This is a genomic window from Conexibacter sp. CPCC 206217 (genome assembly GCF_030646165.1).
In the GTDB taxonomy this organism is placed as follows: domain Bacteria; phylum Actinomycetota; class Thermoleophilia; order Solirubrobacterales; family Solirubrobacteraceae; genus Conexibacter.
Window position 1 is genome coordinate 78,078 of record NZ_JAUTDO010000002.1, and the last position, 15,101, is coordinate 93,178.

The 15,101-nt window shown below is 72.0% G+C and carries 14 protein-coding genes and 1 tRNA gene; 4 read left to right on the top strand and 11 right to left on the bottom strand.

Annotated features, from left to right (window positions below):
* Positions 1-43: 43 nt before the first annotated feature.
* The 3 genes from mfd to Q7L65_RS05165 all read right to left on the bottom strand — a co-directional run bounded on the left by mfd (position 44) and on the right by Q7L65_RS05165 (position 4,774).
* On the bottom strand, positions 44-3,391 hold the full coding sequence (gene mfd / locus Q7L65_RS05155) for a transcription-repair coupling factor (protein WP_304719226.1): 3,348 nt from the start codon (positions 3,389-3,391) through the stop codon (positions 44-46).
* Positions 3,392-3,523: 132 nt separating this feature from the next.
* A complete protein-coding gene (gene pth / locus Q7L65_RS05160) occupies positions 3,524-4,126 on the bottom strand; it encodes an aminoacyl-tRNA hydrolase (protein WP_304719227.1) in 603 nt (200 codons plus the stop codon).
* A 6-nt stretch (positions 4,127-4,132) separates the two neighbouring features.
* Positions 4,133-4,774: a 50S ribosomal protein L25 gene (locus Q7L65_RS05165; RefSeq protein ID WP_304719228.1), complete on the bottom strand. Its 642-nt coding sequence runs from the start codon at positions 4,772-4,774 to the stop codon at positions 4,133-4,135.
* Positions 4,775-4,877: 103 nt separating this feature from the next.
* Here Q7L65_RS05165 and Q7L65_RS05170 point away from each other — a divergent pair, with 103 nt between their 5' ends.
* Entirely contained in the window at positions 4,878-5,219 is a 342-nt protein-coding gene (locus Q7L65_RS05170) for a hypothetical protein (RefSeq protein WP_304719229.1), read from the top strand.
* Between the two features lie 116 nt (positions 5,220-5,335).
* Here the strand turns inward: Q7L65_RS05170 and Q7L65_RS05175 are convergent, their stop codons facing one another.
* The 3 genes from Q7L65_RS05175 to Q7L65_RS05185 form a co-directional block, all read right to left on the bottom strand.
* Entirely contained in the window at positions 5,336-7,372 is a 2,037-nt protein-coding gene (locus Q7L65_RS05175) for a glycoside hydrolase family 2 protein (RefSeq protein WP_304719230.1), read from the bottom strand.
* A 120-nt stretch (positions 7,373-7,492) separates the two neighbouring features.
* A complete protein-coding gene (locus Q7L65_RS05180; protein ID WP_304719231.1) occupies positions 7,493-7,942 on the bottom strand; it encodes a hypothetical protein in 450 nt (149 codons plus the stop codon).
* A 108-nt stretch (positions 7,943-8,050) separates the two neighbouring features.
* A complete protein-coding gene (locus Q7L65_RS05185) occupies positions 8,051-8,770 on the bottom strand; it encodes a hypothetical protein (RefSeq protein ID WP_304719232.1) in 720 nt (239 codons plus the stop codon).
* 67 nt (positions 8,771-8,837) lie between these two features.
* On the opposite strand from Q7L65_RS05185, the gene Q7L65_RS05190 reads away from it, so the two are divergent.
* On the top strand, positions 8,838-9,113 hold the full coding sequence (locus Q7L65_RS05190) for a DUF4235 domain-containing protein (RefSeq protein ID WP_304719233.1): 276 nt from the start codon (positions 8,838-8,840) through the stop codon (positions 9,111-9,113).
* Between the two features lie 21 nt (positions 9,114-9,134).
* On the opposite strand, the gene Q7L65_RS05195 is transcribed toward Q7L65_RS05190, so the two are convergent.
* The 3 genes from Q7L65_RS05195 to glmU are packed head-to-tail and all read right to left on the bottom strand — an operon-like array spanning position 9,135 to position 11,935.
* Positions 9,135-9,446: a hypothetical protein gene (locus Q7L65_RS05195; protein ID WP_304719234.1), complete on the bottom strand. Its 312-nt coding sequence runs from the start codon at positions 9,444-9,446 to the stop codon at positions 9,135-9,137.
* An 18-nt stretch (positions 9,447-9,464) separates the two neighbouring features.
* The gene (locus tag Q7L65_RS05200) at positions 9,465-10,487 is read right to left on the bottom strand and encodes a ribose-phosphate pyrophosphokinase (protein ID WP_304719235.1); all 1,023 of its coding nucleotides are present in this window, start codon (positions 10,485-10,487) and stop codon (positions 9,465-9,467) included.
* Positions 10,488-10,528: 41 nt separating this feature from the next.
* Positions 10,529-11,935 carry a bifunctional UDP-N-acetylglucosamine diphosphorylase/glucosamine-1-phosphate N-acetyltransferase GlmU gene (glmU, locus tag Q7L65_RS05205; protein ID WP_304719236.1) on the bottom strand — a complete coding sequence of 469 codons (1,407 nt, stop codon included), beginning with the start codon at positions 11,933-11,935 and terminating at the stop codon, positions 10,529-10,531.
* Positions 11,936-12,032: 97 nt separating this feature from the next.
* Between glmU and Q7L65_RS05210 the strand changes: the two genes are divergently transcribed.
* Both Q7L65_RS05210 and Q7L65_RS05215 read left to right on the top strand, forming a co-directional pair.
* Positions 12,033-12,103: transfer RNA gene (locus tag Q7L65_RS05210), tRNA-Gln, on the top strand.
* 27 nt (positions 12,104-12,130) lie between these two features.
* Positions 12,131-12,307: a DUF1059 domain-containing protein gene (locus tag Q7L65_RS05215; RefSeq protein ID WP_304719237.1), complete on the top strand. Its 177-nt coding sequence runs from the start codon at positions 12,131-12,133 to the stop codon at positions 12,305-12,307.
* Between the two features lie 78 nt (positions 12,308-12,385).
* Here Q7L65_RS05215 and Q7L65_RS05220 read toward each other — a convergent pair whose 3' ends face one another.
* Both Q7L65_RS05220 and Q7L65_RS05225 read right to left on the bottom strand, forming a co-directional pair.
* Positions 12,386-13,567, bottom strand: coding sequence for an EAL domain-containing protein (locus Q7L65_RS05220; protein ID WP_304719238.1), 1,182 nt, complete (start codon positions 13,565-13,567; stop codon positions 12,386-12,388).
* A 209-nt stretch (positions 13,568-13,776) separates the two neighbouring features.
* Positions 13,777-15,033 carry a CdaR family transcriptional regulator gene (locus Q7L65_RS05225; RefSeq protein WP_304719239.1) on the bottom strand — a complete coding sequence of 419 codons (1,257 nt, stop codon included), beginning with the start codon at positions 15,031-15,033 and terminating at the stop codon, positions 13,777-13,779.
* Positions 15,034-15,101: the final 68 nt, after the last annotated feature.

Below are 15,101 nucleotides of genomic sequence, written 5' to 3' on the forward strand. Positions count from 1 at the left end.
ATTAGAACCTGAAACAAGGTTCTCGCGTCCGCGTTCACACCGTTCACGCGGCCTCACGTGTGATCGCGAGCAGCACATCGGCTGCCCGCACGACCGCCGGAAAGCGCGCGGCCGGATCGTCGGGAACTCGCACGGACAGCTGCGACTTACCTGACTCGTACAGCGCCTCCGGGATCTCCTCGCGCATGCGCTTGGCGCGGCGCGAGTCGAGCTCGATCGGCGTGACGGCGAGCCTACCGGCTCGGAAGCTGACCGCGCGTGCGCCGGCCTCGCCGAGCTTGATGCGCGCCTGCTGCAGCAGCAGCAGGTTGCGCAGCGGCTCGGGCGGATCGCCGAAGCGATCCTCCAGCTCGGCACGCAGCTCGTGCAGCTCCGAGACCTCGCGCGCACCCGCGATGCGACGATGCACGTCGATCTTCGCCTGCTCGTACGGGATGTAGTCGGCGGGTACGTACGCGTCGACGTTGACGTCCATGCGGACGGGCTCGGCCAGCTCCTCGCCCTCCTCGACGCCGCCCAGCTCCGCGACCGCCTCGTCGAGCATCTGCATGTAGAGCTCGAAGCCGAGCGCGGCGACGTGGCCGGACTGCTCGTCGCCGAGCAGGTTGCCGGCGCCGCGGATCTCGAGATCGCGCATCGCGACCTTGAAGCCGGCGCCCAGCTCGGTGTAGTCCGAGAGCGCCGACAGGCGCTGCGCGGCGTCGGCCGTCAGCGAGGCTGCGGACGGGTACAGCAGATACGCGTAGGCGCGCTCCCGCGAACGCCCGACGCGGCCACGTATCTGGTAGAGCTGCGACAGGCCGAAGAGGTCGGAGCGCTCGACGATCAGCGTGTTCGCCTGCGGGATGTCGATGCCCGATTCGATGATCGAGGTCGCGACCAGCACGTCCGCCTCGCCGCGCAGGAAGCGCAGCATCCGCTTCTCCAGCTCTCTCTCGTCGAGCTGGCCGTGCGCGACCTCGAAGCGGGCGTTCGGGCACAGCGCGCGCAGCCGCTCGGCCGTCTCGTCGATCGACTCGACGCGGTTGTGGAGGAAGAATGCCTGGCCTCTGCGCGCCAGCTCACGCTCGATCGCGCCCTTGACGAGCTGCTCGTCGTACTCGCCAACGTACGTCTTGACCGGCCGGCGACCCTCCGGCGGCGTCTCGATCACGGAGATGTCGCGGATCCCGGCGATCGACATCTGCAGCGTGCGCGGGATCGGCGTCGCCGACATCGCGATCACGTCGACCTTCAGCTTCAGCTGCCGCAGCAGCTCCTTCTGCTTGACGCCGAAGCGCTGCTCCTCGTCGACGATCAGCAGGCCGAGGTCCTTCGGCCGCACGTCGCGCGAGAGCACGCGATGCGTGCCGATCAGGATGTCGACGGCGCCGTCGACGAATCTCGCGATCGCCGCTCTCTGCTCGGCCGCCGGGCGGAAGCGCGAAACGTGCTCGATCGTGAACGGGTAGTCCTTCAGCCGCTCGGAGAAGGTGCCGTAGTGCTGCTGGGCGAGGATCGTGGTCGGGACGAGCACCATCACCTGTCTGCCGTCGTTGGCAGCCTTGAAGGCGGCCCGCAGCGCGACCTCCGTCTTGCCGTAGCCGACGTCGCCGCAGATCAGGCGATCCATCGGGCGCGCCGTCTCCATGTCGGCCTTGACCTGCTCGATCGCCTCGCGCTGGTCGGGCGTCTCGCGGTAGGGCCAGGCGTCCTCGAAGTCGCGCATCCAGTCGGTGTCCGGCGGGAAGGCGTGACCCTCGCGGCGCTTGCGCTCCGCGTACAGGTTGAGCAGCTCGCCGGCCATCTCCTGCGCCGCTCTGCGCGCCCGCGACTTGAGCGTGTCCCAGCGTCTGCCGCCGAGCTTGGAGAGCGGCGGATGGTCGCCGCCCGCGCCGACGTAGCGCGAGATCTTCGCGAACTGGTCGACCGGCATGAAGACCTTGTCGCTGCCGGCGTACTCCAGCTCCAGGTAGTCGCGCGTGACGCCCGCGACGGTCTTCGTGTCGAAGCCGGCGAAGCGCGCGAGGCCGTGGTCCTCGTGGACGACGATGTCGCCGGTGCGCAGGTCGGTGAACGAGCGCAGCGCGCCGCGCCGCGAACCGGCCGAGCCGCGGCCGGCGGACCGCGCCGGACGACGGTGGAAGAGCCGGTGCTCCGGGATCACCGCGAGTCTGAAGCTGGGCGCGATGAAGCCGTCGCGCAGGCGCGCCTCGACGAAGGCGAGGTCCGCGCCGCGCGGAGCGTCGCCATTGGACCAGCGCACCTTCATGCGGCCGAGGTTGTAGGCCGCCCGCTCGCCCTCGCCTCTGCGGCCGAACGCGACGACGGTGCGGTAGCCGCCGCGCACGAGCTTCTCCAGCTCCGGCTCGGCCTCCTTGACGCCGCGCGCGGCGACGTCGGCGGCCTGGCCACGGAACGCGATCGCCTGGTCGCCGTCGATCGAGGAGAGGCGGATCTGCGCGCGCTGCCCGAGCGCCTCCTCGACCGCCTCGGGCGCGACGTAGAGGTCGTGCGCGTCGTTGTCGTGGAAGGCGGTGCAGACGTCAGACCAGTGATCGGTCAGCGCCGGCGTGATCTCCTCCTCGGCGGCGATCAGCACGGCCGCGTCGGGGACGAGGTCGAGCATCGCGTGGAAGTCGCCGACGGGCAGCAGCTCGGCGATGTCCGGGCGCGAGTCGGGGTCCTCCAGCGCCGCGATCTCGGCCAGCTCGCGGTGCTCGGCGGCGAGCTCCGCCGCGGGCGAGACCTCGACCGCGTCGGCGTCTCCGAGCGAGCGCTGCGTGAAGGTCGAGAACCAGCGCAGCGATTCGATCTCGTCGCCGAACAGGTCGACGCGGACGGCGCGGTCCTCGGTCGCCGGGTAGAGGTCGAGCAGACCGCCGCGGATCGCGAACTGGCCGCGGTCGTCGACCTGGTCGACGCGTTCGTAGCCGGCCGCGACGAGGTCCTCGGCGGTCTCGTCGAGGTCGAGCAGCTCGCCGACTCTCAGCTCGAAGCCGTGCGGGCGCAGCGCCGGGTCGGGCACCTTCTCCGACAGCGCGACGGCAGAGACGACGACGACCGGCGCGGGCTCGCCGGCCGGGCGCTCCGACACGAGCGCGTCGAGCGCGGCGACGCGCAGGCCGACGAGGTGCGGCGGCGGCGCGAGGTGCGACTCGTAGGCGACGCCACGCGAGGGATAGAAGCGGACCGGCCGCGGCTGCAGCCAGGTGCGCAGGTCGGCGGCGAGGTCGCGCGCCTGGCGATCGTCGCCGGCGACGACGAGCAGCGGACGGGTGACGTCCTGCTGCGCGAGCGCGGCGACGACGAACGGGCGCAGCGACTGCGAGACGAAGGCGCGACCACCGTCCGCGGCGAGCTTCGTCGTGGCGGTGTCGTCAGCAGCGTATGCGAGGAGCGGAGCGAGCATGGAAGAGGACAGGCCGAGAGACCGCATGGAGCGGCCGAGGCCATGCAGCAGTCTAGGGCTTGAGTCTCAGGGATTCCTAAGCCACGTGGACGAACCGACCGCGCGGTCGCTGTCCACGAGGGCGGGGGATGGTCAGGTGCGGCGCGCCTCGGGCTCCAGCTCGCCGAGCACGATCCGCTCGGCGGTGTCGGTCGCGCGCTCGATCAGCTCGCGCACGTCGGCCGGCGACTCGCTGAAACGGCCGAGCACGTAGGCCGCGACGCGATCGGGATCGGTCGTCGGCGGCCGGTCGACACCGATCCGCACACGCGCGAAGTCGGGGCTGCCGAGCTCGCGCTTGAGCGACTTGAGGCCGTTGTGGCCGGCGAGGCCGCCGCCCATCCGCGCCCGGATCTCGCCGAACGGGAGGTCGATCTCGTCGTGCAGCACAAGGATCCGCTCGAGCGGGACTCTGTAGGAGCCGCGCGCCGGGCTGACCGCCCTGCCCGACTCGTTCATGTAGGTCTGCGGGAGGACGATCGCGACACGGGGTCCTCCCGGCCCGGTCCGTCCGTCGGTCACGAGCGCCGAATATCTTCTCTTCGCGCGCGGCAGCTGCCAGCGCGCGGCGAGCGCGTTCGCGACCTCGAAGCCGATGTTGTGCCGTGTCGCTGCGTACTGCGAGCCGGGGTTGCCCAGCCCGACGACGAGCCAGTCGACCGGCGACGCGCCCGCGGCGGACCGCCCCAGGCGCATGCGGCCTTAGCCCTCGGAGCTGCCCTCGGCGGCTCTGTCGCTGGAGACCTCGGTCTCCGTCTCGATCTCGTCCGTGGACTCGACCGACAGCTTCGGCGCCATGACGCTCGCGAGGACGGTCTCCTCGAGGTCGTCGAGCAGCGCGACGCCAGCCGGCGGCGTGAGGGCAGAGAGGTAGACGGTGTCGCCGATCTCGACGTTCGAGACGTCGAGCTCGATCGCGTCCGGGATCTCGTTCGGCAGCGCCTCTATGTTGATCTCGCGCGTGACCTGGTCGAGCACGCCGCCGGACTTGATGCCCGGAGCGTCGTCGGCATTGATCAGCTCGACGATGACGGTCGCGTGGATTCTCTGCGACAGGTCGACGCGCAGCAGGTCGACGTGCAGCATGTTCCCGGTGACGGGATGACGATGGTGGTCCTTCAGGACGACCGGCGTCTGCGCGCCGTCCAGCGTGAGCTGGATGACGGCGCCGCCGTGGGCGAGCGCGTTGCGCAGCTCGCGTGCGTCGACCTGGAACGGGAGCGGGTCAGCATCCCCGCCGTAGACGATGCCCGGCACGAACCCGCTGCGACGAAGGCGGCGGGTGGCACGGGAGCCCTCGATCTCGCGGGGAGCGACGGTGAGTGTGGTCTCTTCAGCAGCCATGAGCGACGAGAGAGGGTAGTGCATCGGGCGACTTCGCGCCTTCCGATCCCTTGCGCAGCGGACAAATCTCCCGCGCGCGGACGTGCGGCGCTACCCTGGACCGATGGGCGAAGAGACGCTCGTGGTGGTGGTGTTCGGCACCTTGCATCTGCTCGGACTCGGCTTCGGGATGGTGCTGCTGCTGCCGCTGCTGCGCGACGAGCAGCCGATCTCCTGGGCGCCGCCGCAGGACGAGGACGACGGCGGCGGGGGCGGCGGCAACGACCGCAACCTGCCCGAGCCGCCGCGCGGGCCGTCCTCCGGCGGTCTGCCGCTTCCGGACGCCGTGCCGGCGCGGGTGCGACTGCGCTCGGGCGAGCGCCTCGCCGACCTCGTGCCCGCGCGTGAGCGGCGCCCGGCGCACGCGCCGAGCCCGTCCCCGCAGCGCACGCCGCAGCGCTCCTAGCGCGACGCTCCGCCCCCGCTGACCCGCCCCGCAGCGCTCCTGGCGCGGCGCTCCGCCCCCGCTGACCCGCCCCGCAGCGCTCCTAGCGCGACGCGACGCCCGCCAACCGGCCCCCGCTAACGAGCGGCTGCCGCGACGGCGGCGCGGGTGGCCGCCGCCTTCTTCTGCGTGCGCGGCACGTACTGACGCGTGGCGCGGTAGCTGGTGCGCAGCACGTCGAACGCCGGCTTCGGCACGAAGTCGAGCCCGACGAGGCCCTTCTGGTGGATCGGCGACGTCGGCCACGGGTTGCCGCCGCCCCAGTCGTTGCGGATGCGGAAGTCCTGCAGCGCCCAGTAGACGCTGCCGCTCAGCCACGGCTTCGTCGCGAACGCTCTGAGGTGGTAGTCGAGGAACTCCGACTGGAAGGAGTAGGTGCCCTTCTCCTCCGGCGGCCCGTCGCGGTTGGCCTCGGCGCCGTACTCGGTCACCGCGAGCGCCTGCTTCGGATAGCAGCGGCGCAGCTGGTCGAGGAACGGGTCGAGCTCGTCGCGGTCGGCGATGTTGCCGTTGACGCCCGTGTACCAGCCGAAGTAGTCGTTCATCCCGAGCACGTCGATCGGCGCGTAGGCGGGCTGGCAGTCGGTCTCCGGGTGGCCGGCGAAGGCCAGCCCGACGAGCGCGGTCGGGTTCAGCGAGCGGATCAGCTCCGCCGCGCTGTTGAGGTAGGTCGCCTGGTTGCGGCCGGGCGCACTGGCCATCTCGTTGCCGACCGACCAGACCGCAATCGACGGGTGGTTGCGATTGGCGAGCTGATCCTCTCTGATCTCCTGCAGCGCAAGGTTGCGGAAGACGGGGCGGCCGAGGTCGGCCTCCGCCAGCTGGTAGGTCGCCGGGATCTCGTTCCACAGCAGGACGCCCTGGCGGTCGGCGAGCTCCTGGAACTCCGGATGCAGCGGGTAGTGGGCGCGGATCAACGTCGAGCCGGAGTCGCGCACGACCCGCATCAGCCGCTCGCGGTCGCTGTTGCTCATCGCCGAGCCGCGCTCGAGCGTGTCCTCGTGGATCGCGACGCCGCGGAAGCGGACCGTCTCGCCGTTGAGCACGAGCTGGCCGCTGCCGGAGACGACGAGCGAGCGGATGCCCGTGTCGAGCGTGTAGCCGGCGACCTGCGTCGCCGTTCTCGCTCTCGCGTCCTGCGCCGTCGCGACGAGGCGCACGCGGTAGAGGTTCGGTCTCGCCGGCGACCACAGTCGCGGACGTCTGACGACGATTCTGGTCGTCAGCGTCACGCTTCTGCCGGCGGCCACGACCTGCTCGCCGAAGTCCAGCGGCTGCGTGCCGAATCTGCCTCTCAGCGTCACCAGCTGGTTGGCGCGCGTGAAGTTTCTGAGCGTCGCGCTCGCGGTCACCGTCGCCGGGCCGCGCGGGCTGGGCAGTCTCGGGCTGACGAGCACGTCGCTGACGTCGATGCGGTCGACCTTGCGCAGGTAGACCTCGCGCTGCATGCCGCCGTAGTTCCACCAGCCGGTCGCGGGGATCGGCTGGCTGAGCACGCCGGGCGGCATCGCGCGGCGGTTGTCGACGCGCACGACGAGGCGGTTGACGCCGCCGCGGTTGAGGTTCGGCAGCACCAGCTCGAACGGCGTGTAGCCGCCGACGTGCTCGCCGAGCTTGCGCCCGTTGAGCCAGATCGTCGCGCGGAAGTTGATCGCCTCGAAGCGGATGATCCAGCTGTCGGTTCTGGCCGTTCTGCTGGCCGGCAGCCTGAAGTCCTTGCGGTACCAGCCGACGGTGCCCTCGAACGACGCTCTCGACGTGCCGCCGACGTTCCAGACGCTCGGCACGGTCGCGCCGCTCCAGCCGTCGACGCCCGTCTGCGAGAAGAACCGCTGCGCGACGCCGACGTCAGCCGTGTCGTCGCGGTACAGCCAGGGCCCGTCGACGAGCAGGCGGTTGTCCTGTCCCTCGAGGAAGAGCGGTCTGCCCGCCGGCACGGTCACCTCGGTCGAGGGCGGCTCGACGGGGTTGATCGGCGCGGTCGGGCCGCCGGGGGTGGTGACCTCGGGCGGGGGCTCCTCCGCAAGCGCGGAGGAGGGGGCGAGCAGGGCGCCGCCCGGCAGGGCGAGGGCGAGCGCGAGCAGGCAGGCGGAGAACGACGGACGGCGGGGCATCAACGCTGGTGGAGAGTACGGAAGGGTCCCGACAGTTGCGGCGCCATTCGTTCGGTGTCAGATCTCTGACACTCCGACCCTGAGCGACCCCGCCGCTTCGGTGGTTGGCGCGCCCCCGCGCTACGGGCAGCTGGTCTCGCGCCCGATCGGCCGGCTGAGCGCGAGCAGCTTGACCTCGATCCCGCTGACGGCGTTGCCGTCGCGGCGCACGCGCGCGCACTGCACGACGGTCAGTCGGGTCGGGGTCGTCCACACGACGCGCGCCGTGCCGGTCGTGTCGAACGGCGAGAAGCCGGTCGAGAGGTCCAGCCGCACCAGCTCCAGCTCGCCGCTCGATCTCAGTCTCGCTGCGTTCTCCGTTGCCGTCGCGCGGCACTCGGCGCTCTGCGCGCAGCCGTCGATCGAGGCGATCAAAGCGGCCGGATCGCCGCTCGCCTGCGCCGTCAGCGCGTCCTTGATCGCCGTCCGCTCGGCGCCGTTGGCGCTGAGCACGCGTGCGAGCGCGGCGCTCACGAGCAGGAACGCGACGACCGCGACGGCAAGCAGGAGAATCCTTCGGGAGCGGCTCATCGCCGCGGCATCATCGCCGATGCGGTCAAGCGGGGGCGGCGGGCCTCCCGCCGCCCGGCCCGCGGCGGTGACGGCGCGGCAAAGCGCCGCTGCCCGCCTCAGCCTGGCTCAGTGCAGCGTCGGCGGCTCCTCGCCGCTGATCTCGAGGAAGCGGGCGACGGAGGTCTCCTGGTGGGCGAGCCGCTCGGCGAGGCCGTGCGCGTGCTCGGCCGCCAGCTCGAGGAACTCGCCGAGCGCCCGCGCCGGGTCGTCGGGCAGCGGGTAGATGCGCGCGAGATCCTGCTGGGCGCAGGCGATCCCGAGCGGCGGGCGGCCCTCCGACAGCGCCCGCGCGCCGCAGACGGGCGCGACGACGAGCTGGCGCTCCGGCGCGACGAGCGCGATCGGCAGCAGCCGGTGCGCCGGCAGCGGCACGCGCAGCTCGATCGAGCGCTCGACCGTGACCGCCCCGCCGGCCAGGTCCTGCAGCGGCTCGCGCCAGACGTCGAGCACGGTGTCGGCGCCGACGAGCGCCTCGCGCAGCGCCTGCGCCTGCTCCAGGTACAGCTCCTCCGCCTGCTCGCGGTCCTCCGCGTCGCCGAGGTCGAGGTCGCAGGGGACGCGCAGCAGGTCGCGCGCAGACAGCGTCATCCCAGCGCCGTGGCGGCCGTGCGCGACGTACGTCTGGATCGTGCCGAGGTCGCGGCGGCCGTGGAAGACGATGGTCACCGCCTGGCTCAGCGGCAGGTCGCCGACCGCGAGCGAGACCGCGGCCGCGTCGGAGGCGTCCAGCAGCGCCCTGCGCAGCAGCTCCTCAGCCGCGCCCTCGTCGTGCCGTTCGTCGCTCATCGCGCCACCGTCCTTGGGAAGTTCGTTCCCACAGGATAATCGGCCTGTCGACGGGTAGCCTCAGCGCATGAAGCTCATCTACAAGCCATTCGGCATAGTCGCCGGCATCCTCGCCGGCCTGCTCGCGCGCCGGATCTTCACCGTCGTCTGGAGCAAGATCGACGACGAGGAGCCGCCGGAGGCGAAGACGGAGCTGGCCAGCTGGACCAGAGTGCTCGCCGCCGCCGCCCTGCAGGGCGTGACGTTCTCGGTCACGAAGGCGGCCGTCGACCGCGCCGGCGCCAGAGGGTTCGAGCACGTCTTCGGGATCTGGCCCGGCGAGAAGACGCCGGACAAGGACTAGCCGCAGCCCGGTCCCAGCCACTCAGCCGCCGCCGCGCAGCACGAAGCCGCGCTCGGCGAGCTGGGTCAGCTGGTCCTCGAAGCGCGCGAAGTCGCGCGCCAGCAGCGCGTCGAGCGGCCGTCCCGACGGACCGCTCGCGCGCAGCCAGCGGCGCAGCACGGGCGCACCTGCGCGCTCCTCCGCCTCGGCCAGCAGGTCGAGCAGGATCGGCAGCTCCGGCCGGTGGTCGAGCTGCCCGGACAGCAACGTCAGCGGATCGACCGCCAGCAGCGTGCAGAGCTCGTCCTCGGTGAGGCCGAGCAGCGTCATCAGGTGAGCGGCGTCGCGCGCCATCTCAGCGCCGGTGCCCGCTCAGAACAGCTGGTTCTCGCCGCGGAAGACCTCGGAGACCGAGCCGTCCGTGAAGATCTGGCGTATCGAACTCGTCAGCAGGTCGGCGCACGGCAGCACCGTGATGTTGTCCGGCGCGCCCTTCGGCAGCGGGATCGTGTCCGTCACGACGACCTCGTCGAACGCGGCGGCCGCGAGGTTCTCCCACGCGTTGCCGGAGAAGACGCCGTGCGTCGCAGCCGCCAGCACGCGCGTGGCGCCGGCGTCGCGGACGGTCTGCGCGGCCGCCTTCAGCGTGCCGGCCGTGTCGATGATGTCGTCGACGATCACGGCCGTCTTGCCCTTCACGTCGCCGATCACGTAGCCGATCTCGGCGACCTGCTGGGCCGGGCGCTCCTTGTTGAGGATCGCCAGCTCGGCGCCGATCGTCGCCGCGAACTTCTTGTTCAGCTTCACGCGGCCGGCGTCCGGCGAGACGACGACGAGGTCCTCGAGGCTCTGGTCGGCGAAGTATCTGGTCAGCATCCACATCGCCGTCATGTGGTCGCACGGCTTCTGGAAGAAGCCCTGGATCTGGCCGGAGTGAAGGTCCATCGTGAGGATCCGGTCGATCCCCGCGGTCTCCAGCATGCGCGCGACGAGACGGGCGGAGATCGGCTCGCGCGGGGCGGACTTCTTGTCCTGGCGCGAGTAGCCGTACCAGGGGCAGACCGCGACGACGCGGTGCGCGGAGCCGCCGACGGCCGCGTCGACCATCTCCAGCAGCTCCATCAGCGAGTCGTTCGCCGTCATGCCGGTGCGCTCGTTGCCGCAGATCGGCTGGACGATGAAGACGTCCGCGCCGCGGATCGACTCCTCGTAGCGGCAGTAGACCTCGCCGTTGGAGAAGGTCTTCAGCGTCACGCCGCCCAGCTCGACGCCCAGCTTGCCGGCGATGTCGTTGCCGAGCTGCTGATGCGCACGGCCGCTGAACAGCATCAGCTGCTTGCCGTAGCCGATCTCGAGGTGGCTTTGCGGATGCTCCTGCGGCACGGCCGAGCTCATCTGGGAGACGAGTCTACGCCCTGCCGCCGACACTGCCGGGGTCACGACTTGGGAGGCCACTGGTCCTCGCTCTCCTTCTTGCGCTCGCTGTACTGCTCCACGTTCCGCTGCCTGCCGCGTGCGATCCCGAGGGCGCCGTCCGGCACGTCCTCGGTGATCACGGACCCGGCCGCCGTCCAGGCGTCGTCGCCGACCGTCACGGGCGCGACGAACGCCGTGTCGACGCCGCCCTTCACGCGCGCGCCGATCGTCGTGCGGTGCTTTCTGACGCCGTCGTAGTTCGCCGTGATCGTGCCCGCGCCGAGGTTCGACCCGGGCCCGATGTCGGTGTCCCCGATGTACGACAGGTGCGGCACCTTCGTGCCCGCGCCGACATCGGAGTTCTTGACCTCGACGAACGTGCCGACCTTGGCGCCCTCGCGCAGCAGCGCGCCGGGCCGCAGGTAGGCGAACGGGCCGACGCTGGCGCCGTCGCGCACCGTGCACGAGGTCAGGTAGGAGTGCGGCACGGTGACCCCGTCGCCCAGCTCGGCGTCGATCAGCGTGCTGTGCGGGCCGACCTGGCAGCCGCTGCCCACGCGCGTAGCACCGTGCAGCGAGGTGAAGGCGGCGATCGTCGTGTCGGCGCCGATCTCGACGCCCGCGTCGACGACGGTCGAGCCGGGGTCGATCACGGTGACGCCCGCCGTCATGTGCGCCGCGAGGATCCGCCGCTGCGCCTCCGCGCGGACCTTCGCGAGGTCGCCGCGGTCGTTGACGCCGAGCGCGATCGCCGGGTCGTCGACCAGATGCGCGCGCACGACGCGGCCTCTGGCACGCAGGATCGGCAGCACGTCGGGCAGATACAGCTCGCCCTGCGCGTTGTCGGAGCGAACCTCCGCCAGCGCGTCGATCAGCTGGCCGCCGTCGAACGCGTAGACGCCGCCGTTGACCTCGCGGATCTCCAGCTCGGCCGGCGTCGCGTCGCCCGGCTTCTTCGTCTCGACGACGCGCTCGACGGCGCCGTCGGCGTTGCGCACGACGCGGCCGTAGCCGCTCGGATCCGGCAGCACCGTCGTCAGCATCGTCGCGGCGGCGCCGTGCGCCGCGTGAGCGACCGCGAGCTCGTGCAGCGAGGCGCCCGTGATCAGCGGCACGTCGCCGTTGAGCACGATCACCGGCGCGTCGCGGTCGATCTCGGCCGCGGCCGCCTGGACGGCGTCGGCGGTGCCGAGCGCCTGCTCCTGCACCGCCAGCACGACGTCGTCGGGCAGACCAGGCGCGAGCGCGCGGTCGGGCCCGCCGACGACGACGACCTTCGCCGCGCCCGCTTCACGCGCGGCGGCGACCGTCCACGTCAGCAGCGGTCTTCCGCAAAGGGGGTGCAGCAATTTTGGCGTGGCAGAGCGCATACGCGTTCCCTGCCCTGCCGCGAGAATGACGACGACCGGAGCGGTCACGCCACGCATCGTAGCCACGTCGGCCGCCGGACAGCCTGCCGCCTGGCCGGAAGACCCCTCCGCGACGGCCTGCGCGTCCTGGCGCTTAGAATCGGCGGCGACCCCTTGGGGGATCGTCTAATGGCAAGACTCCGGCCTTTGGAGCCGGCTATCCGGGTTCGAGTCCCGGTCCCCCAGTCGTCCGATGCGAGAGGAGGAGACGGGATGAAGGAGTTCTTCTGCGGTGCTGTCGTGCCCGATTGCACCGCCAGGTTCACAGGCGAGAGCGAGGAGGCGATCCTCGCGCAGGTCGCCCGCCACGCACACGACGACCACGGCATGGAGCACGTGCCGGACTCCGTGGTCGACGAGGTGCGGGCGCAGATCCACGACGTCGAGTAGGGCCTCGGCAGCCGCGGAGGCGGCCGCGTGCGCCGGGTCGGGGCGCTCCTGCTGTGCGGCAGCGTTCGGCGCGGGCGCTCAGGCGAGCGTCATCGGCTGCGCGCGACGCGCGGTCGCGAGCACGGTGACGAGCCGCTCGACCCGCACCAGCCCGACGTATCTCCCCTGCACGTCGCAGCAGACGACAGGGTCGAAGCGGGTCTCCTGCGGCCGCAGCATCGCGCGCTGCACGAGCTCAGGGATCTGCCCCGAGGGCGCGACGACGAGCACGTCGCCGTGGGGATCCTCGCCGCGCCCGGCGGCGCCGCGCTCCAGCATCCCGATCGGGCGCCTGCGCGCGTCGACGATCGGCACGTGCTGCAGCGCCGGCTCCTGCTCGAACAGCAGCGCGCGCTCGTGCGGGTCGCTGTCGCGCTCCAGCGCGGGCGGCCGCTCGATCAGCGCGAGCAGTGCGCCGGGCGCCGTCGCGGCGCCGCCGCGGTCGCGCACGTAGGCGCTCAGCGCGAAGCCGACGCGCGTCAGCGTCTTCGTCCGCACGCCGATCAGCGGACCCTGCGCGAGCGGCGCGCGCAGCCCGATCAGCGCGTCGAGCTCCTCGACCTGGGTGACGCCCTGCGCGACGACCCAGGCGTCGAGCTGGCTCGCGAGGTGGCCGATCGTGTCGACGATCATGTGCTTGGCGTCGTCGCGGTGCAGCCCGCTCACGAGCGCGGCGTCGAGCTTGACGAACTCAGGGCGCACTATCGCGATCTGGCGCAGCGTCCCGGTGCCGGTGCCGACCTCGTCGACGGCGATCGTCGCACCGGCGTCACGCAGCCGCAGAACCGCCGCCTCCAGCTGCGCCTCCGGCACCTGCGTCGTGCGCGAGCACAGCTCGACGACGAGGCGATCGAGCCGGCCGGCGCGCTCCAGCACGCTCTGGACGGGCTCGCGCAGGAGCGTCTGCGGCTCGATGTTGAAGGACAGGAAGCAGTCGCTCGGCAGGCTCTCGCGCGCCGCCAGCACGGACTCGACGACGAACGCGTCGATGTCCGGCTCGAGCTTGCGCTGCAGCGCCTCCTCGCGCCAGCGCTCGCGACTCATCGCCTCGGGGAAGCGCGCGAGCGCCTCGTAGCCGCAGATGACGCCGCGCGCGAGATCTGCGACCGGCTCGTAGGCCAGCCGGCAGCGACCCCGCCGGTCGATCAGATGTGAGACCGAGGCGTCCGCGCCGCTCATCCCGATCGGCGCTTCCGCCTCCCCACCGCTTCCCGCTTCCACGGCACGCATCCTAGTAACGGGAGGAGCGTCCGAGCGCCGCGAACGTTGCATCAAGAGATGTGACACAAAATGGCGTCTGCGGCAAGCGCGCGCGTCTGATACTCCGCTCGATCGCGACGGCGCGCGCAGTCGGCGCGAAGACGTTCACGCGCTGACACCGCGTTCTCAGCTACCGCTCAGCCGGCTCCCAGCCAGCCCACAGCAGACGCTCAGCGTGCGCTGCGGTCCGGCGACTCGCGCCGCACCCGGCCGCCCTCGGAGCCGCGCTCCGTGGCCGGTCCGCGCGGGGCCGCGATCCCCAGCACGCGCATCGCCTTCAGCCCGAACGAGAGCTTCTCGCGCCCGTCGGTGGAGGCGACGTCGAGACCGGTGATCTCCCTGACGCGCTCGAAGCGGTAGCGGACCGTGTGGCGATGGGTGATCAGCCTCGCCGCCGTCGCGTTGACGTTGCCGTCGCACTCGAGGAACGTCTCGAGCGTGCCGACCAGGTCCGAGGTCTCGTACTGCTCGTCGTAGGCGACGATCTTCGAGACGGTCTCGTCGTAGAAGCGCCGCAGCTCCGCCGGGTCGCTCATGTGCGGCAGCAGCAGCTGGTAGGTGCCGGTGTCGTCGTAGGCGAGCAGCGCCTCGTCGGGATCGCCCTCGACGACGTTGGCCGCCAGCAGCGCCTCGTTGCCGGCACGATGCAGGTCGACCGGATCTCTCGCGACGCGGCTGCGGCCGACGGCGAACGCGAAGCCGCTGAGGTTCGCCTCCAGCTCGCGCAGGACGGTCGCGCCGACGCGCCGGCCGGCGTCGCCGTCGGGGTCGGCGACGAGCACGACGACCTCGTCGCCGTCGCCGGCGGGGGTCGAGGCGGCGATCGCGCCGGGGGCGATCGAGCGGGCGCCGCGCTCGGCCAGCGCGAGCAGGCGCGAGCGCCAGTCGTCGTCGGTCGGCGAGCGCGGATGGGCGCGCACGACGACGACGCTGCCGCCGCGATCGAGCGAGATGCCGAGCTCCTTGCCGCGCGCGACGAGGTCGTCGCGGTCGGCGATCTCGCGCGCGAGAACGGCGTGGACGAAGGCGGCCGCGGCCTCCTCGGAGGCGCGCTCCGGCCCGCGCACGCGCTCGACCTCGGACGCGATCAGCGTCGTCACGAGCCGCACCATCGATCTGTCGGAGCCGGCCCAGCCGGCCTCGCGGCCGCGCAATCGCAACTGGCCGACGACGGCGTCGGCGACGCGCAGCTCGATCCGCTCGACGCCCTCCGCGTCGCGCAGCAGCGCGCGCTCCTCGGCGGGCGAACGGGCCGCGACGGCGAGCACGACGCTGGTGCGATCGATCAGCACGAGGCTCGCGTCGAGCGCGCGCGAAGCCGCCCGGATGATCTCCGGCAGGCCGGCGCCACCCGAGATCGCCTCGGTGATCGCTTCGAGCGCTTGGAAGTCTGGAGCGGACGTCTCGCCGCGGGCCTGCGAGGACATTGCAGTCAATTGTACGAGCGGGCCGAATCCGCGGGGCGGCCCCTGCCGCGGCGGCTCGTCACGCCGGC

Coding starts and splice junctions, on each gene's coding strand:
- Q7L65_RS05215 (WP_304719237.1), top strand. CDS start 12,131: ATGAAGGAGTTCTTCTGCGGTGCTGTCGTGCCCGATTGCACCGCCAGG.
- pth (WP_304719227.1), bottom strand. CDS start 4,126: ATGCGCCTGGGGCGGTCCGCCGCGGGCGCGTCGCCGGTCGACTGGCTC.
- Q7L65_RS05165 (WP_304719228.1), bottom strand. CDS start 4,774: ATGGCTGCTGAAGAGACCACACTCACCGTCGCTCCCCGCGAGATCGAG.
- Q7L65_RS05185 (WP_304719232.1), bottom strand. CDS start 8,770: ATGAGCGACGAACGGCACGACGAGGGCGCGGCTGAGGAGCTGCTGCGC.
- Q7L65_RS05200 (WP_304719235.1), bottom strand. CDS start 10,487: ATGAGCTCGGCCGTGCCGCAGGAGCATCCGCAAAGCCACCTCGAGATC.
- Q7L65_RS05190 (WP_304719233.1), top strand. CDS start 8,838: ATGAAGCTCATCTACAAGCCATTCGGCATAGTCGCCGGCATCCTCGCC.
- Q7L65_RS05195 (WP_304719234.1), bottom strand. CDS start 9,446: ATGGCGCGCGACGCCGCTCACCTGATGACGCTGCTCGGCCTCACCGAG.
- Q7L65_RS05225 (WP_304719239.1), bottom strand. CDS start 15,033: ATGTCCTCGCAGGCCCGCGGCGAGACGTCCGCTCCAGACTTCCAAGCG.
- glmU (WP_304719236.1), bottom strand. CDS start 11,935: ATGCGTGGCGTGACCGCTCCGGTCGTCGTCATTCTCGCGGCAGGGCAG.
- Q7L65_RS05175 (WP_304719230.1), bottom strand. CDS start 7,372: ATGCCCCGCCGTCCGTCGTTCTCCGCCTGCCTGCTCGCGCTCGCCCTC.
- Q7L65_RS05180 (WP_304719231.1), bottom strand. CDS start 7,942: ATGAGCCGCTCCCGAAGGATTCTCCTGCTTGCCGTCGCGGTCGTCGCG.
- mfd (WP_304719226.1), bottom strand. CDS start 3,391: ATGCTCGCTCCGCTCCTCGCATACGCTGCTGACGACACCGCCACGACG.
- Q7L65_RS05170 (WP_304719229.1), top strand. CDS start 4,878: ATGGGCGAAGAGACGCTCGTGGTGGTGGTGTTCGGCACCTTGCATCTG.